This is a genomic window from Streptomyces roseirectus (assembly GCF_014489635.1).
Lineage (GTDB): Bacteria > Actinomycetota > Actinomycetes > Streptomycetales > Streptomycetaceae > Streptomyces > Streptomyces roseirectus.
In genome coordinates, this window is sequence record NZ_CP060828.1 from 8,359,958 (window position 1) to 8,382,000 (window position 22,043).

Annotated in this window: 27 protein-coding genes; 9 read left to right on the forward strand and 18 right to left on the reverse strand. The window is 72.8% G+C overall.

Annotated elements, in window-relative coordinates; genetic code table 11:
- Positions 1 to 9: 9 nt before the first annotated feature.
- From IAG44_RS36175 to IAG44_RS36190, 4 genes are all read right to left on the reverse strand, one after another.
- On the reverse strand, positions 10 to 618 hold the full coding sequence (locus tag IAG44_RS36175; protein WP_187751291.1) for a hypothetical protein: 609 nt from the start codon (positions 616 to 618) through the stop codon (positions 10 to 12).
- 297 nt (positions 619 to 915) lie between these two features.
- Positions 916 to 2,709: a thiamine pyrophosphate-requiring protein gene (locus IAG44_RS36180; protein ID WP_187751292.1), complete on the reverse strand. Its 1,794-nt coding sequence runs from the start codon at positions 2,707 to 2,709 to the stop codon at positions 916 to 918.
- A 200-nt stretch (positions 2,710 to 2,909) separates the two neighbouring features.
- Positions 2,910 to 6,149 (reverse strand): FAD-binding and (Fe-S)-binding domain-containing protein, encoded by a 3,240-nt coding sequence (locus tag IAG44_RS36185; protein ID WP_187751293.1) that lies wholly within the window; start codon positions 6,147 to 6,149, stop codon positions 2,910 to 2,912.
- Between the two features lie 28 nt (positions 6,150 to 6,177).
- A complete protein-coding gene (locus IAG44_RS36190; protein ID WP_187751294.1) occupies positions 6,178 to 7,134 on the reverse strand; it encodes an LLM class F420-dependent oxidoreductase in 957 nt (318 codons plus the stop codon).
- Positions 7,135 to 7,237: 103 nt separating this feature from the next.
- Here IAG44_RS36190 and IAG44_RS36195 point away from each other — a divergent pair, with 103 nt between their 5' ends.
- A complete protein-coding gene (locus IAG44_RS36195) occupies positions 7,238 to 7,834 on the forward strand; it encodes a diguanylate cyclase (RefSeq protein WP_187751295.1) in 597 nt (198 codons plus the stop codon).
- Here the strand turns inward: IAG44_RS36195 and IAG44_RS36200 are convergent.
- Positions 7,770 to 8,441 carry an ANTAR domain-containing protein gene (locus IAG44_RS36200; protein WP_187751296.1) on the reverse strand — a complete coding sequence of 224 codons (672 nt, stop codon included), beginning with the start codon at positions 8,439 to 8,441 and terminating at the stop codon, positions 7,770 to 7,772. The genes IAG44_RS36195 and IAG44_RS36200 overlap by 65 nt on opposite strands.
- A 147-nt stretch (positions 8,442 to 8,588) precedes the next feature.
- On the opposite strand from IAG44_RS36200, the gene IAG44_RS36205 reads away from it, so the two are divergent.
- From IAG44_RS36205 to IAG44_RS36235, 7 genes are all read left to right on the forward strand, one after another.
- The gene (locus IAG44_RS36205; protein WP_187752995.1) at positions 8,589 to 8,930 is read left to right on the forward strand and encodes a MarR family transcriptional regulator; all 342 of its coding nucleotides are present in this window, start codon (positions 8,589 to 8,591) and stop codon (positions 8,928 to 8,930) included.
- A gap of 86 nt (positions 8,931 to 9,016) precedes the next feature.
- Positions 9,017 to 9,208: a hypothetical protein gene (locus tag IAG44_RS36210; RefSeq protein WP_187751297.1), complete on the forward strand. Its 192-nt coding sequence runs from the start codon at positions 9,017 to 9,019 to the stop codon at positions 9,206 to 9,208.
- A gap of 110 nt (positions 9,209 to 9,318) precedes the next feature.
- Positions 9,319 to 9,780 carry an MrpF/PhaF family protein gene (locus IAG44_RS36215; protein ID WP_187752996.1) on the forward strand — a complete coding sequence of 154 codons (462 nt, stop codon included), beginning with the start codon at positions 9,319 to 9,321 and terminating at the stop codon, positions 9,778 to 9,780.
- A gap of 45 nt (positions 9,781 to 9,825) precedes the next feature.
- A complete protein-coding gene (locus IAG44_RS36220) occupies positions 9,826 to 10,086 on the forward strand; it encodes a Na(+)/H(+) antiporter subunit B (protein WP_187751298.1) in 261 nt (86 codons plus the stop codon).
- Positions 10,083 to 10,811 (forward strand): MnhB domain-containing protein, encoded by a 729-nt coding sequence (locus tag IAG44_RS36225; protein WP_187751299.1) that lies wholly within the window; start codon positions 10,083 to 10,085, stop codon positions 10,809 to 10,811. The genes IAG44_RS36220 and IAG44_RS36225 overlap by 4 nt, the downstream gene beginning before the upstream one ends.
- A complete protein-coding gene (locus IAG44_RS36230) occupies positions 10,811 to 11,158 on the forward strand; it encodes a sodium:proton antiporter (RefSeq protein ID WP_187751300.1) in 348 nt (115 codons plus the stop codon). Before IAG44_RS36225 ends, IAG44_RS36230 begins: the two co-directional genes overlap by 1 nt.
- Positions 11,158 to 12,801, forward strand: a complete 1,644-nt coding sequence (locus IAG44_RS36235; protein WP_187751301.1) for a complex I subunit 5 family protein — start codon at positions 11,158 to 11,160, stop codon at positions 12,799 to 12,801. The genes IAG44_RS36230 and IAG44_RS36235 overlap by 1 nt, the downstream gene beginning before the upstream one ends.
- On the opposite strand, the gene IAG44_RS36240 is transcribed toward IAG44_RS36235, so the two are convergent.
- Positions 12,747 to 13,754 carry a Ppx/GppA family phosphatase gene (locus IAG44_RS36240; protein ID WP_187751302.1) on the reverse strand — a complete coding sequence of 336 codons (1,008 nt, stop codon included), beginning with the start codon at positions 13,752 to 13,754 and terminating at the stop codon, positions 12,747 to 12,749. The genes IAG44_RS36235 and IAG44_RS36240 overlap by 55 nt on opposite strands.
- A 92-nt stretch (positions 13,755 to 13,846) precedes the next feature.
- Between IAG44_RS36240 and IAG44_RS36245 the strand changes: the two genes are divergently transcribed.
- Positions 13,847 to 14,017 (forward strand): hydrophobic protein, encoded by a 171-nt coding sequence (locus IAG44_RS36245; protein ID WP_187751303.1) that lies wholly within the window; start codon positions 13,847 to 13,849, stop codon positions 14,015 to 14,017.
- A 27-nt stretch (positions 14,018 to 14,044) separates the two neighbouring features.
- Here the strand turns inward: IAG44_RS36245 and IAG44_RS36250 are convergent, their stop codons facing one another.
- The 12 genes from IAG44_RS36250 to IAG44_RS36305 all read right to left on the reverse strand — a co-directional run bounded on the left by IAG44_RS36250 (position 14,045) and on the right by IAG44_RS36305 (position 21,458).
- Positions 14,045 to 14,320 carry a gas vesicle protein K gene (locus tag IAG44_RS36250; RefSeq protein WP_187751304.1) on the reverse strand — a complete coding sequence of 92 codons (276 nt, stop codon included), beginning with the start codon at positions 14,318 to 14,320 and terminating at the stop codon, positions 14,045 to 14,047.
- The gene (locus tag IAG44_RS36255) at positions 14,317 to 14,505 is read right to left on the reverse strand and encodes a gas vesicle protein (protein WP_187751305.1); all 189 of its coding nucleotides are present in this window, start codon (positions 14,503 to 14,505) and stop codon (positions 14,317 to 14,319) included. Before IAG44_RS36255 ends, IAG44_RS36250 begins: the two co-directional genes overlap by 4 nt.
- The gene (locus IAG44_RS36260; RefSeq protein WP_187751306.1) at positions 14,502 to 15,326 is read right to left on the reverse strand and encodes a GvpL/GvpF family gas vesicle protein; all 825 of its coding nucleotides are present in this window, start codon (positions 15,324 to 15,326) and stop codon (positions 14,502 to 14,504) included. Before IAG44_RS36260 ends, IAG44_RS36255 begins: the two co-directional genes overlap by 4 nt.
- On the reverse strand, positions 15,323 to 15,631 hold the full coding sequence (locus IAG44_RS36265; RefSeq protein ID WP_187751307.1) for a gas vesicle protein: 309 nt from the start codon (positions 15,629 to 15,631) through the stop codon (positions 15,323 to 15,325). Before IAG44_RS36265 ends, IAG44_RS36260 begins: the two co-directional genes overlap by 4 nt.
- Complete coding sequence (locus IAG44_RS36270; RefSeq protein WP_187751308.1) at positions 15,628 to 16,701, reverse strand: SRPBCC family protein; 1,074 nt, start codon at positions 16,699 to 16,701, stop codon at positions 15,628 to 15,630. Before IAG44_RS36270 ends, IAG44_RS36265 begins: the two co-directional genes overlap by 4 nt.
- Entirely contained in the window at positions 16,698 to 17,282 is a 585-nt protein-coding gene (locus tag IAG44_RS36275; protein ID WP_187751309.1) for a DNA primase, read from the reverse strand. Before IAG44_RS36275 ends, IAG44_RS36270 begins: the two co-directional genes overlap by 4 nt.
- Positions 17,279 to 17,530, reverse strand: coding sequence for a gas vesicle protein GvpG (locus IAG44_RS36280; protein ID WP_187751310.1), 252 nt, complete (start codon positions 17,528 to 17,530; stop codon positions 17,279 to 17,281). The genes IAG44_RS36275 and IAG44_RS36280 overlap by 4 nt, the downstream gene beginning before the upstream one ends.
- A 7-nt stretch (positions 17,531 to 17,537) precedes the next feature.
- Positions 17,538 to 18,266: a GvpL/GvpF family gas vesicle protein gene (locus IAG44_RS36285; RefSeq protein ID WP_187751311.1), complete on the reverse strand. Its 729-nt coding sequence runs from the start codon at positions 18,264 to 18,266 to the stop codon at positions 17,538 to 17,540.
- Positions 18,263 to 18,691 (reverse strand): gas vesicle structural protein GvpA, encoded by a 429-nt coding sequence (locus tag IAG44_RS36290; RefSeq protein ID WP_187752997.1) that lies wholly within the window; start codon positions 18,689 to 18,691, stop codon positions 18,263 to 18,265. The genes IAG44_RS36285 and IAG44_RS36290 overlap by 4 nt, the downstream gene beginning before the upstream one ends.
- A gap of 46 nt (positions 18,692 to 18,737) precedes the next feature.
- The gene (locus IAG44_RS36295; protein ID WP_187751312.1) at positions 18,738 to 19,025 is read right to left on the reverse strand and encodes a gas vesicle protein GvpO; all 288 of its coding nucleotides are present in this window, start codon (positions 19,023 to 19,025) and stop codon (positions 18,738 to 18,740) included.
- Between the two features lie 114 nt (positions 19,026 to 19,139).
- Positions 19,140 to 20,033, reverse strand: coding sequence for a non-homologous end-joining DNA ligase (gene ligD, locus IAG44_RS36300; protein ID WP_187751313.1), 894 nt, complete (start codon positions 20,031 to 20,033; stop codon positions 19,140 to 19,142).
- Between the two features lie 3 nt (positions 20,034 to 20,036).
- The gene (locus IAG44_RS36305; protein WP_187751314.1) at positions 20,037 to 21,458 is read right to left on the reverse strand and encodes an NAD(P)/FAD-dependent oxidoreductase; all 1,422 of its coding nucleotides are present in this window, start codon (positions 21,456 to 21,458) and stop codon (positions 20,037 to 20,039) included.
- Positions 21,459 to 22,043 lie beyond the last annotated feature (585 nt).

Consider the following 22,043-nt stretch of genomic DNA (forward strand, 5'->3'; position numbering starts at 1 on the left):
CCTGCCTTCTCAGTTGAGGTCCGACAGGAAACGCTGGACGGCGGCCTCCTGCCGCTTGAGCCGGTGGCCCTCCGCGACGGTGAGGCCCGGGTGGGCGACGAACCACGCCTCCGCCGGGATCTGGTACTTGACGATGAAGTCCTTCACGTCCGGCGAGGTGATGCCGGGCCAGCCCTCGACGTTGCCGAACAGGTAGTCCATGAACTCGGGGATCTTGGTGGCGAAGTCGTCGATGTAGGGGTCCCACTCGCCGTCGAAGGCGGTCGCGAACAGCAGCTTCGTGTCGTTGTCGAGGAACACGAACCGCATGTTGTGCAGGGTGCCGACCTGGCCTGCACCCGCCAGGTTCCCGCCGACCAGGCTGAAGAACTTCCGCAGCCGCGCTGCGCCGTTCGGCTTCAGCGGCAGGATCGTCGTCAGCTCGGACACCTCACCGCTCTTGGCGCCGATCCGGCCGGCGGTGGTGACGGCGTGTTCGGCCATCTCCGCCTTGTCGGCCAGCACCTCGGCGGCCTTGAGTTTGAGAGCGATCACGGCGTCCGACAGTGCGGTGTCGACCTTCTCGCGGACGGCGTCGGGGAACTGCTGGAACTTGGCGTGCAGGTCTGTCTCGCTCATGGCGCCTCTCCTTGGGTGTGGGCGGCAATACTGTGCGTATCGCCATAAATAGGCCACCGCGGGGTGGCGTGCAAGCGGGATGATCCCCACTTTCTGACCATCTCCGCAGGACTGATTGAATCATCAGTTCACTGCTCCGGCTTGTCAACGTTCTCCGGAGAAGCCCACCGAGGCCGAAGGGCCGAGGATCGTCCAGAAGGCTCCGACTCGCCCCGCAAACGCTGGTCATGCGCCAGACCAGCCGCTCGTGCGCCCTGCCGAGACGTTCGCCGTGACGGCCGCCGGGCCGGTCGGCCCTCAGCGGTGGCCGTTGTGCCTGCCCGGCAGGAACTCCTGGACCTTCGCCTTGAAGCCCTGCTTGACCATCGCGGCGCGGTCGCTGTCGCCCTTCAGGACGGCCGCCGCCGCTGCCTCGATCTGGTCGAGGGTGGCGTGCGGGGGGATCGGCGGGACGGCCGGGTCGGTGACGAAGTCGAGGACGCAGGGTTCGTGCGCGGCCAGCGCCGCCTCCCACGCGCCGGTCACCTGGTCCGGCTTCTCGATCCGCATCCCGGTCAGCCCGAGCGAGCGCGCGAAGTCGGCGTACGCGACGTCCGGGATCGCCTGCGACGGCAGGAACTGCGGCGCCCCCTCCATGGCCCGCATCTCCCACGTCACCTGGTTCAGGTCACGGTTGTTGAACACGGCGACCACCAGGCGCGGGTCCGCCCACTCCCGCCAGTACTTGGCGACCGTGATCAGCTCCGCCAGCCCGTTCATCTGCATCGCGCCGTCGCCGACCAGCGCGATCACCGGACGGTCGCCGTGCGCGAACTTCGCGCCGATCGCGTACGGGACGCCGGGGCCCATCGTCGCGAGCGTGCCCGACAGGGAGCCGCGCATGCCGGCCCGCAGGTCGATGTGGCGGGCGTACCAGTTGGCGGCGGAACCCGAGTCGGCGGTGAGGATCGCGTCGTCCGGGAGGAGTCCGCTCAGTTCGTGCGCGACGTACTCCGGGTTCACCGGGTCCGCGCTCACCTCGGCGCGCCGGACCATCACGCGGCGCCAGCGGGCCACGTTCGCCTCGATCTTCTCCCGCCACGAGAAGTCCTTGACCTGGTCGAGGAGGGGGAGCAGGCGTTCCAGGGTGCGGGCCGCGTCGCCGACGAGGTTGACCTCGAAGGGGTAGCGCAGGCCCACCATGTGCGGGTCGATGTCGATCTGCACGGCCCTCGCCTTGCCGAACTCCGGAAGGAACTGGGTGTACGGGAACGACGAACCGACGACCAGGAGGGTGTCGCAGTCCCGCATCATCTCGTACGAGGGGCGGGTGCCGAGCAGGCCGATCGAACCCGTCGAGTACGGCAGGCCGTCGTCCAGGGCGTCCTTGCCGAGCAGCGCCTTCGCGACGCCCGCGCCGAGGCGTTCGGCCACCGCCGTGACCTCGGTACGGGCGCCGCGCGCGCCCTGGCCGATCAACAGGGCCGGTTTCCCGCCCGAGTTGAGGACGTCGGCGGCGCGCTGGAGGTCCGTGTCGTCCGGGACCGGGGCGTAGCGCGGCAGGCCCAGGCTGGAGGGGACCATCTTGAACGCGTGCTCCGGCGGTTCGTACGTCAGCTCCTGCACGTCCGCCGGGACGATCACCGCCGTCACCGACCGGCGCGCGTACGCCGTCCGGATCGCCCGGTCCAGGACGTTCGGCAACTGCTGGGGCACGGTGACCATCTCGCAGTAGTCCGACGCGACGTCCTTGAACAGGCTCAGCAGGTCCACCTCCTGCTGGTACGAGCCGCCCATCGCGCTCCGGTTCGTCTGACCCACGATCGCGACGACCGGCACATGGTCCAGCTTCGCGTCGTAGAGCCCGTTGAGCAGGTGGATCGCCCCCGGCCCCGAGGTCGCCGCGCACACCCCGACCCGCCCGGAGAACTTCGCGTACCCCACGGCCTCGAACGCCGACATCTCCTCATGCCGCGCCTGCACGAACCTTGGCCGGTCCTCCGCCCGCCCCCACGCCGCGAGCAGCCCGTTGATGCCGTCGCCGGGGTACGCGAAGACGTACTCGACGTCCCATTCACGCAGACGGGACAGGAGGTGATCGGAGACCTTCATGGTGACGTCCTTTCGGGGAGTCGGGTGGGTGGGCTCGGGGGTGCCGACTGGCGTGGGGCGTTGCTCGGGGGTGGCGGGTTGCGCGGGGCGCTGAGGGGCGGGGTCGGCCCGGAGAGTGGCCCAGGGCCTGTCGGGCGGGCGACCCCCTTGGTGTGCGGGCAGGTGCTCACGGCAGCCGTTTCGCTCAGCATGGCCAGGCCCTACGGGGAGGTCGTGTCCCTCGGGGCGGCGGGAGTCCCCGGGGTGCTTCGGGTGTCGGGGTTGCTCTGGGGTGCGGGGTGATTCCGGCCCTCCGGGCCGCTCCGCTCCTCCGGGCGGTCGTCGTTTCGCGGGGGGTTCCGGTCGGCCGGGGCGCCCCGGGCTTCCGAGCCTCCCTGGCCCTCCGAGCCGTTCCGGCCTCCTGAGCTGTTCCGGTCCTCTGTGCCGCTGTCGGCGACGGGGGTGTGCCGGCCCCACGGCGTGCCGGGGACGCGGGGGAGGCCCCGGCCCTGTAGTCGGTTGGTGAGGTGGAGCCTGGGGCGGCTTCGCGGGGGGTCCGGCTCGCCGGCCGCGCGTTCGGGGTGGGTCGCGGGGAGGGGGCCGTCGAGGGCGAGGGACAGGGCTTCCGCGAGGTGCAGGGCGCGGCGGCCGGTGTCGGACTGTTCGATCTGGGTGCGGCAGCTGAAGCCGTCGGCGAGGACGAGGGAGGCGGGGTCGGTGTGGCGGACGGCGGGGAGGACGCCCAACTCGCCTACTCGCAGGGATACGTCGTGGTGGCCGCGTTCGAAGCCGAAGTTGCCGGCGAGGCCGCAGCAGCCGGCGTCGAGGACGGTCGGGGTGAGGCCGGCTCGCCGCATGAGGGCGTGGTCGGCGTCGGTGCCGGTGATCGCGTGTTGGTGGCAGTGGGTCTGGACGGTGGCCCGGCGGGGGATCGACGGGGGCTGCCAGTCGGCGAGTTGTTCGGCGAAGGTGCGGGTGAGGGAGGTGAGGCGGCGGGCGTCGGGGTCGTCGGGGAGGAGTTCGGGGAGGTCGCCGCGGAAGACGGCCGTGCAGGAGGGTTCGAGGCCGATCACGGGGGTTCCGGCGTCCAGGTAGGGGCGCAGGACGCGCAGTGTGCGGCGCAACACCCGTTTCGCGACGTCGAGTTGGCCCGTCGAGAGCCAGGTCAGGCCGCAGCAGACGGGCGTCGTCGGGACGGCCACCCGGTAGCCGGCGGCCTGGAGCACCCGTACCGCCGAGCGGGCCACCGACGGGTGGAAGAAGTTGGAGAAGGTGTCCGGCCAGAGCACGACCGTCGAGGGGTCGCCCGGCGTCGGACGCTCGGCGCCCCGGGCCCGCCGGCGCCGGATGTACGGCCGGGCCGCGAACCGGGGCGCCTGGCGGGCGGTGTCGACGCCGGCGAGCCACTTCGCGGGGCGGGTGCGGACCGCGAGGTTGGCCAAGGAGGGCGCGTGCTGGGCGAGTCGGGTCCACAGGGGGAGCCAGCCGAGGGAGTAGTGGGACAGCGGGCGCAGCCGCCCGGCGTAGTGGTGGGCGAGGAATTCCGCCTTGTACGTGGCCATGTCGACCCCGGTCGGGCAGTCCGACTTGCACCCCTTGCAGGCCAGGCACAGATCGAGCGCGTTCCGCACCTCGGTGGAACGCCAGCCGTCGGTGATCGCCGAGTCGGGATGCCCGTCCAGCATCTCGAACAGCATCCGGGCCCGCCCCCGGGTGGAGTGCTCCTCCTCCCGCGTGGCCCGGTACGAGGGGCACATCACGCCCCCCTCGTGGGTCCGGCACTCCCCGATGCCGACGCACCGCAGGACCGCGCGCGTGAAGGACCCCTTGTCGTCGGGGTACCCGAAGTGCGTGCTGACGGCGGCCGGTTGCCACAGCGGCCCGACCCGCAGCCGTTCGTCCAGCGGCTCGGGGTCGACGATCTTCCCGGGGTTCATCCGCCCCCGGGGATCGAACAGTGCCTTGAACTCGCCGAACGCCGCGACGAGTCGGTCCCCGTACATGCGCCGCAGCAGCTCACCGCGGGCCTGCCCGTCCCCGTGCTCCCCGGACAGCGAACCCCCGTACCCCACCACGAGATCCGCCGCCCGCTCCACGAACTCCCGGAAATCCGCGACCCCTTGGCCCGTGCGCAGCTCGAACGGGATCCGCGTGTGCACGCACCCCTGCCCGAAGTGCCCGTACAACGTGGGGTGGTCGTAGTCGAACTCGGCGAACAGCCCTTTCAGGTCCCGGAGATACGCGCCCAGCCGCTCGGGCGGCACGGCGGAGTCCTCCCACCCCTCCCAGGTGTCCCGCCCGTCCGGCGGACGCGCGGTCACCCCGAGCCCGGCCTCCCGCGCCCGCAGCATCCGCCGCTCCCGCGCGGGGTCGTCGGAGAACGCGACCGAGGAGTCACCGGCGTCCCGCCCGACCGCCTTGAGCAGCGCGTACGCCTGCTCGTCGACCTCCTCCCGGCTCGCCCCGCCGAACTGGAGCAGCAGCCAGGCGTCCCCCTCGGGAAGCGTGGCGAGGGAGTCGGTGTGGACGCGCTCCTCGCGCATCAACCGCGCCATCCGCCCGTCCAGCGCCTCCAGTTGGGCCGGCGAGCAGTGGTCGAGCAGACGCGGCACGTCGTCGGCGGCACGGCAGATGTCGTCGTACCCGAGGACCAGCAGCGACTCGCACGGATCGACGGGGACGAGGTCCAGCTCGGCGCGCAGGACGGTGACGAGGGTGCCCTCGCTGCCGACGAGCGCCTTGGCGACGTCGAAGCCGTTCTCGGGCAGCAGCGAGTCGAGGTTGTACCCGGAGACCCGGCGCGGGATCTTCGGGTAACCCCGTCTGATCTCGGCGAGGTTGGCCGAGACGAGCCGGTCGAGCCCGTCGTACAGCTCCGCCCTCCGGCCGCCCCCGGCGCGGATCCGGGCCCGTTCGGCGCGCCCCGTCGGGCCGACCCAGGCGCGCATCCCGTCGTACGTCACCACCTCCAGGCGGCGCACGTGGTCGACGGTCTTGCCGTACGCCTGGGCGGAGGCGCCGCAGGAGTTGTTGCCGATCATGCCGCCGAGCGCGCAGTGGCTGTGCGTCGAGGGCTTCGGCCCGAACCGCAGCCGGTGGTCGGCCAGTCGGGCGTCGAGCGCGTCGAGGACGATGCCGGGCTCCACGACGCAGGTGCGGGCGTCGGGGTCGACGGCGAGCACGGCGTCGCAGTACTTGCTCCAGTCGATCACCACGGCCGCGTTGGCGCTCTGCCCGGCGAGGCTGGTGCCGCCGCCCCGGGACAGCACCGGCGCGTCGAAGGCGGCGCACACCTCGACCGCGCGGGCCCCCGCCTCCACGCTCCTCGGCACCACCAGACCCAGGGGGACGCGGCGGTAGTTGGAGCCGTCGGTGGCGTACGCGGCCCTGCTGCCCGCGTCGAAGCGGACCTCGGCGTCGGTCTCGGCGCGCAGCGCCTCGGCCAGGTCACGTGTGCTCATGGCCGCCGGGTAACCCGCGGACCGTAGTTCAGTCGCGGACCCGGGGGAGGATCTTCGTCCGGTAGAAGTCGAAGAAACCCTGCTGGTCCGGGCCGATCTGACTGACGTACACGGTGTCGAACCCGGCGTCGGCATAGGCCCGCAGCGCCGCCACGTGGACGTCCGGATCGTCGCCGCAGGGGATCGCCCCCGCCGTCCGCTCGGGCGTCACGAGCTGCGACGCCTGCTCGAAGTGGCGGGGGGTGGGCAGGAGTTGGGCGAGTTCACCGGGGAGCAGCTGGTTGGCCCACAGGCGGTGCGCGGTGCGCACGGCCTCCTCGCGGTCGGTGCCCCAGCAGACCTTGAGCCCGCCGTACACCGGCTTGGCGCCGCCCCCGGCGCGCCGGAACCGCTCGACGACCCCGGCGTCCGGCGCCATCGTGATCAGGCCGTCGCCGATCCGGGCGGCCGTCTCGGCGGCGAGCGGCCCGAACGCGGAGACGTCGATGGGCAGTTCGGTCTCGGGGAGGGTGTAGAGGCGGGCGTTCTCGACGGTGTAGTGGCGGCCGTAGTGGCTGATCCGCTCGCCCGTCAGCAGCTTGCGGATGACCTGAAGCGCCTCCTCCAGCATGCTCAGCCGCACCGGCGCCTCGGGCCAACCGGAGCCCAGGACATGCTCGTTGAGGGCTTCGCCGGTGCCGACACCGAGCCGGAAACGCCCGTCGAGCAGGGTCGCGCTGGTCGCGGCGGCCTGCGCGATCACCGCCGGGTGGGTGCGCACGAGGGGGCAGGTCACCGCCGTCTCCACGGGCAGCGACACCGCCTGCGACAGGGCGCCGATCACCGACCACACGAACGGGCTCTGCCCCTGGGCGTCGTTCCACGGGTGGTAGTGGTCGGAGATCCACAGCGCGTCGAAACCCGCCTGTTCCGCCATCCGGGCCTGGTCGACGAGGGCGGCGGGCGGGTGCTCCTCGCAGGCGAGGAAGTAGCCGAAGTCGGTCACAGCGCCTCCTGGGTGTGTGTCGTGCGGTAACCGGCCGCCCGAGTACCCGCCGTGCGCCGGGGTACCCGGACCGCCCCCGACGGACGGCCTCAGGAGGCATCTCGTGACGCGGAGTTGGCGCCACTGGCGGCGCGGCGAGCCGGAGCGGATCCCGACGCGGTCGACCGACGCGCAGGACGCGAGCCGCAGGTTCCTGCTCTACGGGATCCTGCCGCTGTGGGTCGTGCCGGGCCTCGCCGACTGGTGGCTGCACCGCCGCACCGGCATCGAACACACCAGTGGCGTACGGGAGTCGGCCGTCCACGCGGCGATGATGACCGAGGCCGGCGTGCCCGTCGTCCTCGGCCTCGTGGCCCGCGTCAACCCGCTGGTGCTGTCCGTGATGGGCGGCGCGGCGCTCGCCCATGGCGCGACGGCCGTGTACGACGTGACGTACGCGACCGGCCGGCGCGAGGTGAGCCCGGTCGAGCAGCACGTCCACAGCTTCCTCGAGGTGCTGCCGCTCACCGCGCTCGCGTTCACCGCGTGCCTGCACGCCGATCAGGTGCGGGACGCGGTGCGCGGGCGCGGCGAGTGGCGGCTGCGCCCGCGCGAACGGCCGCTGCCCGCCCGCTACTTGGCGGCGCTCGCCGCCGTCATCGGGACGGGGGTGGCGCTGCCGTACGCGGAGGAGCTTCGCCGGTGTCTGCGGGCGCGCTGACGCTCGCGACGGCTTCCGTGAGGTGACGGCGGACCGGGTCGGGCAGCGGCGTGCCCTGCACGGTGGTCACCACGGTCGACGCCAGCCGGTGCAGCTTCGTGTTGGTGTTCTGCGACGCCATCACCAGCACCTCCCACGCCTCGTCCGGACTCAGCCCGAACGACGCCATCAGGATGCCCCGGGCGAGGTCGATCTCCGGCCGGGTCTGCATGGCGCGGCGCAACTGCACGACCTCGGTGCGCAGTTCGTCGTCCACCTTCTCACGCTCCTCGACCAGCAGCGGGCGGGTGTCCGTCAGGGACAGCAGGCGCTCGGCCGCCGGGCTCGCGGCTGTCACCGTCAGCTCCTTTCCGTCGGCGAGGGCTTGTCTGCGCGCCGTCAGCAGCACGTTCAGCGCCGAGCAGTCCCAGAACTCCAGCTTCTCCAGGTCCAGTTCCACCCGGGTGACCGGTTCGCGCAGGGCCGCGCGCAAGGTGCGTTCGAGGATCCCGCTGTCGTCCAGGCACAGTTCGCCGGCGACAGTGACGACGATCCGGTCGCCGTCGCGGCGTGTGCTCAGGGTCGGCGTCGCGCGGCCTCGCTGCGCTTCGTCGGGCGGGTTCGGCATGGCTGCCTCTCTGTGGTGGGTACTCGCCGACAACTCCCTGTTTCCCAGCGTCGCCCCGTCACCGGTGACACGTCAAGCGATACCTGAATTCAAATTCGTCCTTTTGAACACGTGAATGGTTGGCCGTAGGATTTACCCATGTCTGGAGTGGATGGGGTGCCTGAGCCGCACACCGGATGGACGTTCGTCACCAATCACGCCCGCGTACTCGCGGCCATCGCCGACAACCACAGCGCGCGTATCCGCGACATCGCCGCCCGCTGCCGCCTCACCGAGCGCGCCGTGCAGAAGATCATCGCGGACCTCGAAGAGGGCGGTTATCTCTCGCATACCCGCCGGGGGCGCAGCAATGACTACGAGATCGACCCCAGCAAGATCCTCCGCCATCCCGCCGAGGCCGGCCTCACCGTCGCCTCCCTCCTGTCGATGCTGGTCAGGGACGAGGCGGAACGGAAGGAGAGGGTGAGCGAGGGGGTGCGGGAGCGGTGAGGGGGCCTCGCACCGGAGTGGTGAGGGTGCCCCGTGCCTCCTGACGGCCGCCGGTTTCGTCTTCGGGGGCCGGGCACTCGGAGGGGGTGCCGGACAGGAACGCGCGCAGGGTCCTCGCCGCCGCCGGAGAGCTGATCGCCTGGTGGGCGGCGCTCGGTGCGCTGTGGCTGGTGTACGTCAGCACCGTCGACGTCCTTGAGGTGAGCGCGGGGGCGGTCGCGGCCGGGGTCGGGGCGTGGGCCGCGCGGGCGGGGCGGCGGGCGGTGGGGCGGGGGTGAGCGGGTGGTCCGTGGCGGCCGCAGCGCCGGCCGGGGAGGCGGGGGCGTCAGGGTGGGCGGCGGCCCGTTACGCCGGGGTGTTCAGCTGGGCGGTTGCTCGCGACGCCGGGGTGAACGGGTGGGTCGTCGCCGCGACCGTGTTGATCGGGGCCGGGCTCGCGGGGGCGCTCTGGGGAGTCGTCGCCGGGTCGCTCGCGCGGCGAGTGCTCGCGCAGAACCTCACCACGTCCGTCGCCTGTCCCGGCCTGCTTCTGCTGGCCCAGGGGTATGCCCGGCCCTCCTACGTCGACGTCGCCCTCCTGACGGCGCTGCTCGGTCCCGTCGGCACCCTCGTCTTCGCCCGGCTGCTCGCCGACGAGTTGGCCGAGGGGCCGCGCGGGGCGACGGGGCTGACCTGGGCGGCCGTCGGGGTGAGCGCGGGTGTGGTGGTCGCGGTGTGCGCGGCGACCGGGCCGGGGCGGGCGATGGTGAAGGTACTGGTCGTGGGGGCGCTGCTGATCGGGGGGAACCTGGTGGCCTCGCGGGCGCTGGCGGGGGGATACCGGGCGGTGGGGGAGGCGCGGGATGAGTGAGACGCGGCGCATGGGCAACGGCGGCCCAGGCGAGGGGAGTTGCCCGTGGCCGAGCCTCTGATCGCCGTCGTCCTGGTCCTCGTCGCCGGCACCGCGACCGCCGCCGTCCTCACCCGTGACCCCGTCCGGCAGGCCCTCGTCCTGTCCGTGCTCGGTGTCGATCTCGCCGTGCTGTTCACGGTGTTGCAGGCCCCGGACGTCGCGCTCTCGCAGCTCGCCGTGGGTTCGGCGCTGACGCCGCTGCTGATCATGCTGACCGTGCGGACGGTCGGCAGGAAGAGCGGCCGGAAGAGTGGCCGGAAGTGAACCGGCGTGCACGGGCCGGGGTGTTGGCGGTCGGCGGCGTGGGAGTGGCCTTCCTGCTCGTCGCGGCATGTCTGAACCTGCCCGCGTTCGGCGGGAGTCGGCACCCGTACGGGGCCAGAGCCGTCACCGTCTCCCTCGACCGGCACACAGCGAACACCGTCGCGTTCCTCAACTTCGACCCGCGCGCGTACGACACGCTCGGCGAGGTCGCCATCATGTTCACGGCGGTCCTCGGCTGCGTCGTCCTGCTCCGGCAGGCCCGCGGCGAGCACCGAGAACCGCCCGCCACGGCCGAAGTCGCCCCGCCTGTACGGCGATACGCCCTGCTGGTCCTCCCCGTCGCCCTGCTGACCGGCGGGTACGTCGTCGCCCACGGGCAGCTCAGCCCCGGCGGCGGTTTCCAGGGCGGGGTGGTCGCCGCGACGGCGCTGCACCTGCTGTACCTCGGCGCCGACTACCGGGCGCTGGAGCGGATCAGACCGCTCGCCGCGTACGAGGCCGCCGACGCGCTGGCCGTCTTCGCCTACCTGGCCGTCGGCCTCGCGGCCCTGTTCGGCGGCGCCGCGTTCCTCACCAACTCCCTGCTGCCGTACGGGGAGTTCAACACGCTCGCGTCAGGGGGAACCGTACCGCTGCTGAACGCGGCCGTCGGCGTGGAGGTCACCTGCGCCGTGGTGGTGCTGCTCGCCCGCTTCCTGGAACAGACCGTCGAGATCGAGGGCTGATGGACGTCTTCCCCTACCTGGTCGCCGCCTGGATCTTCCTCGCCGGCGTGTACGGCCTCGCGGCCAGCCGCAACCTCATCCACGCCGTCGGCTGCCTGACCGTGTGCCAGTCCTCGACGTACGTCCTGCTGCTGGCCGTCGGCTACCGCGCAGACGCGACCGCGCCCGTCTTCTCCGACGTCACCCCCGCCAGCCGCCCCGTCGTCGACCCGGTCGTGCAGGCGCTCACCCTCACGGACGTCGTCGTCGGCGCGACCGTCACCGCGCTGCTGCTCGCCCTCGTCGTCCAAGTCGCCGCCACGCACGGCACGGTGGACCCCGACGAGCTGTCGGAGCTGCGCGGCTGATGCACCGCCTGCTGCCCCTCGTTGCCGTGCTGCCCCTGCTGGGGGCGGCGGTTCTCGCGGGCGCCGGACGGCGGCTGCGGCGGGCGGTCGCCGAGGGGATCGGCTGCGCGGTGTCGGGCGCCGGGGCCGCGCTGTCGCTGGCGCTGCTGCGGGAGGCGCCTCTCGCGGAGTGGGCCGGGGACCGGCCGCGCACCGGGATCGTCCTGGTCGGCGACCGGCCCGCGCTGGCCGCCGCCGCACTCGCCTCGACGCTCACCTTCGCCGCGCTCGCCTACTCCTGGCGGTACTTCGAGGAGCCGCCGCGCGGGCACACGGGCGTCTTTCCGGCGCTGATGCTGGTGTTCCAGGCCGGGATGTGCGGGTTCGCGGTCGCCGGGGACCTGTTCAACGCGTTCGTGTTCTTCGAGCTGATGGGCGTCGTCGCCTACGCCCTCACCGGCTACCGCATCGACGAGCCCAAGGCGGTCCAGGGCGCGTTGACGTTCGGGATCGTCAACTCCCTCGGCGGCTACGCCCTGTTGCTGGGCGTCGGGCTGCTGTACGCGCGCACCGGGGAGCTGGCGATGGCCCGCGCCGGTGCGACCCTGGACGCCCAAGGCCCGCCGGACGCCCTTGTGTCGGCCGCGTTCACGCTGGTGGCGACCGGGCTGCTCGTCAAGGCCGCCGCCGTCCCCTTCCACTTCTGGCTCCCGGACGCGCACGCCGTCGCCCCCACGCCCGTGTGCGTGCTGCTGTCCGGCGTGATGGTCGAACTCGGCGTGTACGGCGTGTGGCGCGTGTACGGCACCGTCTTCGCCGGGCCGGGCGGCGTCCCGGAGGCCGGGTTCACCCGCGCGCTGGTCGTCCTCGGCACGCTGACCGCCGTCACCGGAGCCGTGCTGTGCCGTCAACAGCGGCACGTCAAACGCCTGTTGGCGTGCTCGACGATCGCCCACACCGGTCTCTTCCTGACCGGCGTCGGCCTGCTCACCCCCGAGTCCGACGAGGGTGTCGCCCTGTACGTCCTCGGCCACGCCGGCGTGAAGGTCGCCCTGTTCGCCTGCGCGGGCGCCCTCCTGAACCGGTACGGCAGCGTCGACGAACACGAACTGCACGGCTGCGCACGGGAGATGAGAACCGTCGGCGTGCTGTGCGCGCTCGCCGCGCTGGGCCTCGCCGGGCTGCCGCCGTTCCTCACCGGGCTCGGGAAGGCGGCCGTCGAGGAGAGCGCGGGGGTGTGGCTCGCGCCGCTGTACGTCGTCGTCCCGGCGATCACCGCGGGGGCCGTCCTCAGGGTGACCGCCCGCGTCTTCTGGGGACTCGGGCCGCGCCCGCCCGGCTCCGCCGGCGCGGAGACCACCGGCTCGCGTGAACGCCCCGAGACCGGGCGGCGGCTGCGCGGCGTCCCGGACAGCATGACGGCCGTCCCGGCGCTGCTCATCGCCGCCGCCCTCGTCCCCGGCCTGCTGGGCCACTGGACGCTGTCCGGGGTGCTGTCCGGGCTCCTCGCGACGCTGCTCGCCGTCGGGCTCGCCTGGGCGTCCGTGTACCGGCCGGGGCCGGGGCGGGCGGGGTGGCTGCGGCGGCTCCAGTCGGGGCACCCCGGGGACTACGTGGCCTGGGTGCTGCTCGGCTCGGCCGTCTTGGGGATGCTGGCGAGGTGAGGGCGGGCCGGGGCCTCGGCGTGCCACCAGTCCGTGCCGTCCTCCAGGAGGCGCAGCAGGATGCCCTCGCGCACCGCCCACGGGCAGATCGTCACCGACCGCACCCCGCTCAGCTTCAGCACGCTGTGCGCGACGATCGCGCCCGCGAGGCTCTGGCGGGCGCGTGGCGCCGAGATCCCGGGCAGCGCCGCGCGCCCGGCGACGGGCAGGGCCGCGAGCCGGTCGACGGCGCGGCGCAAGTCCGCGCGGCGCAGGACCCGCTCCACGAACGGGCCGTGCCTGCCCGGCGGGGCCCCGCACAGCCGCGCGAGCTGCTGGAACGTCCGTGAGGTCGCCAGCGACGTCTGCGGGCGCTCCCAGCGGATGCGGGCGGTGGCGTCGCGCAGGGAGTGCCGGACGTGGCGGCGCAGCGCCTGGATCTCGGCCTCGGAGGGCGGGTCGGCGGACTCCAGGAAGTCGGTCGTCAGCCGGTTCGCGCCCAGTGGCAGCGACGCCGCGAACTCCGGCATCCGGCCTCGCCCGAACGCCACTTCGAGGGAGCCGCCGCCGATGTCGAACAGGGCCAGCGGGCCCGCGCACCAGCCCGTCCAGCGGCGCACCGCGAGGAACGTCAGCTCGGCCTCCAGCTCGCCCGGCAGCACCCGCAGCCGCACCCCCGTCCGCTCCCGCACGGCCGTCAGCACCTCCTCGCGGTCCGGTGCCCCGCGCACGACGGCCGTCGCGAACGCCAGCGGATCCGGCGCCCCCCACCGCCGTGCCGTACGGGCGGCGGCGTCGACCGCCGCCACCAACTGCTCCGTGGCCCGCTGCCCGAGCCGCCCGTCCGCGCCCACCTGTTCCGACAGGCGCAGCCGCCATTTCGCCGTGTGCACCGGCAGCGGAACACCGTCCCGCGCGTCGGTCACCACCAGCCGTACCGTGTTCGAACCCGCGTCCACCACGCTCACTCTCATGGCTGCCGGATACCCAGCCGAAACCCCGGGAATCGCCGGAGTGCGAATGAACTGTGGAGTATGGGAAACTCGAAAGGAAGGAGGTTCACACTATGGTTCCCATCCTTCTCGTACTGCTTCTGGCGCTTCTTCTCTTCGGCGCCGGATTCGCGGTGAAAGTTCTCTGGTGGATAGCCCTCATCGTGCTCGCCGTCTGGCTGCTGGGTTTCCTGGTGCGCGGGACGACGACCGCGGGGCACCGGGGTCGCTGGTACCGGTGGTGACCTGATCGTCCGTACATAGTCCGAGCGTCAGCTCCGCGGGAGCAGCGGTCCGAGCGGCCCGAGGTCCAGATTCAGGTCCTCGGGCCGCAGTCCGTACCGCTCCCGCAGCTCGGCCATCCGGTCCTCCAGGAGCATCAGGGTGAGCCCGACGCGCTCCTCCTGCTCCTCGGTGAGATCGCCCTGGTCGAAGCGGCGCACGGCCTGGCGCTCCATGAGCTGGCGCAACAGTTCGACCACGGTGAGCACGAGTTTGATCAGATCGCGCTCGACCGTGTCCGGTTCGAGGTCCAGGCGGTGGGTCACGGCGGCTCCTCCCACGGCGACCGCACGCGTGCCGTCACCGAACTGATCAGGGCGTTCAGGTCGATCCTGACGAGGTCCACGTCCGCGATGCGCAACGTGATGTCGCCGGTGATGACCACACCACCGGCGAGCAGACGGTCCAGCAGGTCCACGAGGGCGACCTCGCGGCGCTCGATGACGGTCACGGCCCGCCCCCCGGTTCTTCTGTTTCCGTTTCCGTGATGTTCGCGACGAAGGAATAGGCCGCCCACGGTCCGGTGAGTTCCACGCGAATTCCCGGATCTCCGTCCTGTGTCGCCTCGTCCTTTGTCGCGTCCACGGTTTCCACGAAACCCTCGGAGAGTTCCCGCCGCACCAGAAAAGCGGCGTTGAAAACATTCTGTCCCGCGTGCTGCCCGTCCGGCGAGATCGGCGAATTCTGCGGCGGCCGCAGCCGCACCGCGTCCGCGTGTTCCCGCAGCGCGTCGTGCAACCGCTCGGAGAACCGCTCCGCGCGCTGCCACGCCTCCTCCTGCGACCGGCTCTCCTGCCGCCGCCGGCGCAGATAGTCCCGCCCGGACGCCGGAGCCCCCGCCTGAGCCTGAGCCTGTGCCGCGCGCGGCGCGTCCTGCGGGGTCACATACACCTTCACCCCCCACTCCACCCGCCCCGCGATCCGCTCCAGCGCCGCCCGGAAGCGCGCCTCGCCCTCCTCCAGCATCACGCGGACGCCGCTGTCGTCCCGGAACACGGTGGCCAGGCGCAGCGGCAGCGGGGTCGTGACGGCGGTCAGCGCGTCGACGACCCGCTCGTGGGCGCGCGCCGTCGCGGTCAGCCAGTCCAGGTCCTCCAGGTGCCGGCGCAGCGGCTCCTCGGCGAAGTCGCCTTCGGGGACCCGGCTGACGACCGCGACGAGCGAGCCGTGGGCGAGCCGGGCGGGTGGCTCGCCCACGACGCCGGTGAGGTCCGCCGGAAGCGGTGTGCCGAACGGCGGGCAGACGGCGTAGACATAGCGCAGGTCACTCACGAGGGCTCCTCCAGCGCCTGGAGACGGGCCCGCAACTCGGCGTTCTCGCGGGCGAGTTCGTCACGGCGGGCCCTCGTGGACAGCGCCGGGTCGTCCTCCCACCAGTCGATGCCCATCTCCTTCGCCTTGTCGACGGAGACGACGACCAGGCGGAGCTTGACGGTGAGGAGTTCGATGTCCAGGAGGTTGATCCGGATGTCGCCCGCGATGACGACTCCCTTGTCCAGGACGCGCTCCAGGATGTCGGCGAGGTTGGCGCCGCCGTTGTTGCCGTAGGGCTCCGGGAGCCGGCTCGGCATACTCACGCCCGGCTCCGGGCACCGGCGGGCTCGGTGTCGTCCGTGTCTTCGGCGGTCTCGGCGGTCTCGACGTCCTCGACGTCCTCGACGTCCTCGACGTCCTCGACGTCCTCGACGTCCTCGACGTCGTCCGCGGGCTCCTCGTCGTACTCGTCCTCGGCGACGTCCTCGCCCTCGTCGTCATCCTCATAGGCGGCGTCGGTCTCGTCGTACTCCGGGTCCTCCGTCTCCTCGATCTCGTCCTCCTCCTGCGCGAGGGCGTCCTCGTGGGTGACGGTGACCTCGCCGTCGTGGATCTCGCCGCGCCAGCCATCCTCGGCCTCCCCCTTGAGGGTGATGAAGCGGGCGTAGTTCTTGAGGTCGAGGCGGGCGCGGCGGCCCTGGGCGCGCCAGAGGTTGCCGGTGCGCTCGAAGAGACCCGCGGGGTAGTACTCGATGACCAGCAGGACACGGGTGAGGTTGTCGGCGAGGCGGTGGAAGGTGACCGCGCCCTTGGTGGTGCCCTTGGCGCCCTGGGAGGTCCAGGCGATCCGCTCGTCCGGCACCTGCTCGGTGGTGCGCGCCTGCCAACTGCGGCTGGACCAGAAGACCTTGAGGCGCCAGTCGGAGCGGGTGTCGTCCGCGCGGTCGGCGCTCCTGACGCCCTTCGCGAAGGAGCCGAAGTCCTGGAAGCGGGTCCACTGGTCGTAGGCGGTGCGCACGGGGACGCCGACGTCGATGTGCTCCATCACGACCGTCGGCTTCTTGCCCGCCGCCCCCTTGCTCTTCCCCTTGCCCTTGGCGCCGATCCCCTTGAGGGCTTCCTTCACGTTGTCCTTGGCGCGGTGCGCGCCGACTTCCAGCGCGGTGCGCAACGGGCCCTTGCCCTCGGCGAGTTTGCGCCCGCCGTCGAGCGCGAGGCGGGCGAAGCCGGGGCTGTTGCCGGACGCGATGTCGTCCAGCTTGACCGTGGTCTCGCCGAGTTTGTGGCCGACGCCGACCAGCAGCCGCTGGGCCTGGGCCGCGGCGTAGTCGCGCAGTTCGGCCTTGAGGCGGTCGGCGGCCTCGCCGTGCAGCGGGCCGAGGCTCTGGCTCATCGCTCCCCGCCCTTCTGGGAGGCCCGCTGCTTCGCGCCGTGCGCCGTCTTCTTCGCGGTGCGCGCGGGCGAGGCGGTCTTCTGCGCGGCCGTCTTCTGCGCGGCTGTCTTCTGCGCGCCGGCCGTCTTCCCCGCGCCGGCCGTCTTCTTCGCGGTGCCGGACGCGGACGGTGTCTTCGAACTCGCCTTCTTCCGGGGCGACTCGGTCAGCTCGCGCGCCGCCTCGTCGTCGTCCCCCTCTGCTTCGGGCTCCGTCTCGGGCACGATCCCGTCCAGCCGGTCGCGCACCTGGGCCGTACGCCCGTGCAGGCGGCCCGCGAGCGAGTCCAGTTGGCGTTCCACGACCGCGCCGGTCGCGGCGCGGCCGACACCCCGCAGGTCCTCGCGGAGCTGATCGCCGATCTCCTTGAACTGCGGGTTGTCACGCAGTTGGTGGGACAGCGTCTCGGCGAGGGCCTTCGGGGTCAGGTTCAGCCGCTTGCCGGCCACCACGGAGCCGACGGCGAGCGCCAGCTTCAACTTCCTTGTGCGGCCGAGGAGATAACCGGCCCCGATCGCGAGGCCCATAGCCGTTCGGTTCATCGTGTCGTCCCGTCGCCTGTCGCCGTACTCGTCTCCAGCCGGTCGAGGAGTTCGTCCTCCGCCCGGTCGAATTCCTCCGCCGTGATCTCACCGTCCGTCAGAAGCTGTTCGAGGCGGGCCAGTTCGGCGCGGATCGCGGCCGGGTCGTAGTAGATCCGCTCCGCCTCGCGCAGCACCTGCCCGATCACCCACGCGCTGCCGCGCACCGGCGCGAACGGCAGCAGCAGCACCTCCGAGAGCAGCCCCATCGGGTCGTCACTCCGGCCCGGGTTCGACGAAGCTGTACGGCGGCAGCGGGCCGTTCAGCCGCACCTCCAGGTGCGCGTGAGTCTTGCGGAACGCCTCCACGGCCTCCGCGAACGCCGCCGAGTTGTCCCGGTCGACCAGGAAGGACACGTTGGTCAGCCAGCCCGTCGACTCCGGGCCCGGCGAGGAGGTGGCGGCCAGCGGCTCCAGCGCCTGGCGCACCGTCGCGGCGTCCTCCGCCTCACGGGCCCGCACGGCGGCCGCGATCATCTCGCCCAGGCGCAGCTTCTGCTCGTAACTCCCGCCGCCCTCCTGCCGGTTGGCCTCCGCGAGGGCGCGCAGCTCCGGGGTGTCGGCCAGCACCCGGTGCAGCACGGCCTCCTCCAGATGGCTGGCCTTCACGTTGTACTCGACCTTGTGGTCCAGCGCCCGCAGCCGCTCCCGGTAGTGCTCGGCACGCTGCGCCAGGACCTCGGTGACCGCGCCGTCGTCCGGGGCGACGCTCCCGAACCGCATCGGCAGGACACAGCCCTCGGCGCCCGCGACCGCCAGCACCTCCTGGTGGGCGAGCAGGTCGCGCCGCTTGGGCCGCAGCCCCTCGGGCGCGTCGCTGACGACCGCCGCCAGCGGGCCCTCGCGCAGCACGCGCACGGTCGTCGGCGGGTCGCCCACCCCCTTGCCGCCCTCGGGCAGGGCCGGATGCGTGCTCGCGGCGATGCCGTAGACGTAGGTGCTCACTCCTGCTCCTCCTTCCGGCGCGCGGCGGCGGTCTTGCGGCGCGGCCTCGGCTCGCCCTCCTTCTCGTCGCGCTCGTCACGGGCCTGCCGGAAGGCGTCCGAGACCGTCTCGGCCGCGCCCGACAGCGCGCCCTTGGACTTGCCGCGCGCCCCCGACTCGGTCATCTCCCCGACCAGGTCGGGCAGGCCCGGGTTGCGGTGCGGGCCCGCCTCCAGGTCGAGGCGGTTGCACGCCTCGGCGAACCGCAGATAGGTGTCGACGCTGGCCACGACGACCCGTACGTCGATCTTCAGGATCTCGATACCGACCAGGGAGACCCGCACGAACGCGTCGATCACGAGCCCCCTGTCGAGGACGAGTTCCAGGACGTCGTAGAGGCCGCTCGTGCCTCCTCCACCGCCGGACTGTGCCGGGACGACGGTCATGTCGGCCATGCCTCCTCGCATGGGGTAGGGACGGGCGTGCGGCGGCCTAGCGGCCGCCGGGCCGATGTGCGTCGGCCCGCCCGCGTTCGTAACGGCGAACGCGCCGGTAGGACGTGAGCCGCCCGTCCGGGTCGAGGTCGACCCGGTAACCCGCCATCAGACTCATCGTGTCGGGCACCCGGGCGAGTTCGAGCACCTCGATCTCCAACGACCAGCCGTCCTCGGTGCGTTCGAAGGACGACACGGTCTCGGCGGCCATGCCGGTCAGCTCCGCGAGCTGGGTGCGCGCCTCGCGCAACACCTCCATGGCGCCCGGTCGTTCCTCATCGGCCATGCCTGCCGTCCCGCGCGTCTCGTCGAGTGCGTTTCATCCAGTGCGTTTCGTGAACATCGTGAAGGGCGTGTGCCCGACCCCTGCCGAGTGGCCCGAACTCCCCTGGCCAAACCTTCAGTCGCCCCGCAGCGAGTCCAGCCGTCGGCGTGCCGGGCCCAGGGCCCTGCCCCGCCTCGGCAGGCCCTTCCACGGCCTGCGCCGGGCCTGCTCCAGCGCGTTCGTCACCGTCCACCTGCGCGGGCCCGCGCCCGGCTCGTCGAGCTGGTCCCACCCGATCGGCACGGCCACCGGGGCACCCGGGCGGGCCCGGACCGTGAACGGGGCGACGGCCGTCTGCGCGTACGCGTTGCGCTGCACGTCCAGGTACAGGCGCCCGCCGCGGGCCTGCTTGCGGACGGCCGTGGTGAGCCGGTCCGGCCGGCCCGCGGCGAGCAGTTCGGCGGTGTCACGGGCGAACGCCCGTACCTCGTCGAAGACTTGGTGACCGTCCAGCGGGACGACGATGTGCACGCCCCGCGAGCCGGTCGTCATCGGAGCCGACGGGAGGCCCAGGGTGTCGAGGAGTTCCCCGAGCCGGTGCGCCGCGTCCCGGACGGAGGCGAAGTCGCCGTCGTCCGGCGGGTCCAGGTCGAAGACCATCACGTCCGGGCGGTCGGGGCGGGCGGCGCGCGACAGCCAGCGGTGCAGGGTCAGGCACGCCTGGTCGGTGAGGTAGGCCAGGGTGGAGCGGTCGTCGCACACGGTGTGCAGGACCGTGCCGCCCTCCTTGTCGACCTCCGCGCGGGGGATCCAACTCGGGTAGTGGTCCGGGGTGTTCTTCTGCATGAACGTCGGACCGTCCAAACCGTCGGGGTGGCGCTCCAGCATCAACGGGCGGCCCCTGAGGTGGGGCAGCATGAACGACGCGAGCGCGCGGTGGTACTCGGCGAGGCCGGCCTTCGTGAGCTGCGCGCCGTCGGGGCCGGCCGGGAGGAGGACCTTGTCCGGGCGGTGGATCTCGACGGACACGGGTCACTCCTTGGCCTGGTCGGGGGTGGGGGCGACGATGGGGGAGGTGGTGTCGGGGGCGGGGGTGGTCTTGGGGGCGTTCTTGGGGCCCGGACCCTTCCCCGCCTCCCGTTGCTTCTCCGGCTCGCCCGGTACCCGCGCCAGCTCCGGGGATGCCGTGTCCAGGGGGACCGACCAGGAGCGGACGAGGCCCAACTGGACGCTCTGGCGGGGGAGTACGGCGTCCAGGAGCCAGTCGGCGGCGACGCGGACGCGGTTGCCGGGCATCGCGGCGAGGTGGTAGCCGCGGGTGACGAGACCGGCGGGCAGGCCGGAGAGGGGCAGGCCCAGCGGGTTCGCCGCGGCCTCGCCGCCGCCCAGGTCCACCACGAAGCCCAAGTCCTTGTGGCGGTACGGACGAAGCGTGCGGGAGGTGAGCGACGCGGCGACGTTCTCCGCGACCGACTTGCCCTGCCGCCAGGCGTGTTGGGCCGTCATCGCGGTGAACTCGCCCGGACGTTCGACATCCGGGACGGCCGCGACGTCGCCACAGGCGAACACCTCCGGCCTGCCGGGGACTTGGAGCGTCGGCTCGACCAGGACGCGGCCCCGCTCCAGGGGCAGGCCCAGGGACTCGGCGAGCGGATCCGGGCGGACGCCCACGCACCACACGAGCGTGCGGGTGGGGACGGACTCGCCGTCCGTCAGCAGGACTCCGTCGCCGGTCGCCTCCTTCACGGACGTGCCCGTCCGCACCTCCACGCCGCGCTCGCCCAGGACCCGCGTCGCCGTGCGGGACAGGCGTTCGTCCAGCTCCGGGAGGATGCGCGGGGCGACGTCCACGAGGAGCCAGCGGGTCGTCAGCGCCTCGTGCCGAGGGCGGGCGCGCATCAGGGCGTCCGTGAACAGGCGTCCCTGCGCGGCGACTTCGGTGCCGGTGTAGCCGGCGCCCACCACCACGAACGTGCACCTCGCCGCCGCGTCGTCCTCGTCCTCCGTCGCCGCGAGCTCCATCTGCCGAGTGATGTGGTCCCTCAGGTACAGCGCCTCGGGCAGCCCCCGGAAACCGTGCGCGTGCTCGGCGACCCCGGGGACCGGGAGGAGCTTGTTGACACTGCCGACGGCCAGGACGAGGCGGTCGTACGGGAGGTGCCCCGTGTTCCCCTCGGGGCCCCGGTAACGCACCGTCCGTCCGTCCAGGTCCACGTGCTCCGCCTGGCCCAGCACCACACGGGCGTCCCTCAGAGTGGCGGGCAGCGAGACGGTGATCCGCCTCGGCTCCAGCACCCCCGTCGCCACCTGCGGCAGCAACGGCAGGTACAGGAAGTGGTCCGTCGGGTTCAGCACGGTCACCTCGGCCCGGCCCCTCGCCGCCCTGGTGAGCTGACGAGCTGCCTGATACCCGGCGAAACCGGCTCCGACGATCACGATGCGGGGGCGGCTCACGGTGTGCCTCCTGGGGGTGGTCGGGGTGCGGAGGGGTGGGGCGGGGGGATCGGGGCGGTGGGGCGCCGGGGGAGAGGGAGAGAGAGCGCGGGGAGTCGGGGTGGGCGGAGGTGGTCAGGGTGACGGGGGCGTTCTGTGGGGCCGGGCCGTTGCGCTTCCGGTGAGGTGCCGGGCCGGGGGTGGACGACGTGGTGTCTGGCGCTGGCTCGCGGGGTGCGGGCCGTGGGCTCCGCGACTGGGTGACGCCGAGGCAGCGGGGCCTGCGGAGTTCCGGGCTTCTGGGCTTCCGGGCGCGGGGTTTCGGCGCGAACCGTGTCACCGGCCCCGGCCACTTGCTCCTGTCCGGCACAGGGCGGGCGCCGACCCGTTCCAGCGCCGGTCGGCTCGGCCGCCGGCCCCGCCGTGCCCGGGGTTTCCGGGCCTCCTTCCGGCCCCGGAAACCCCGGCCCGCAGCCCTTTCGGCCGTCGGCCTCCCGGACTCCGGTTCCCCGGTGTCCGGTCCTCCGTCCCCGTCCCCGTCCCCGTCCCCGTCCCTGGCTTCCGGCTCCGCCTCCGCCTCCGCCTCCGCCTCCGGAGCTGTGCCGC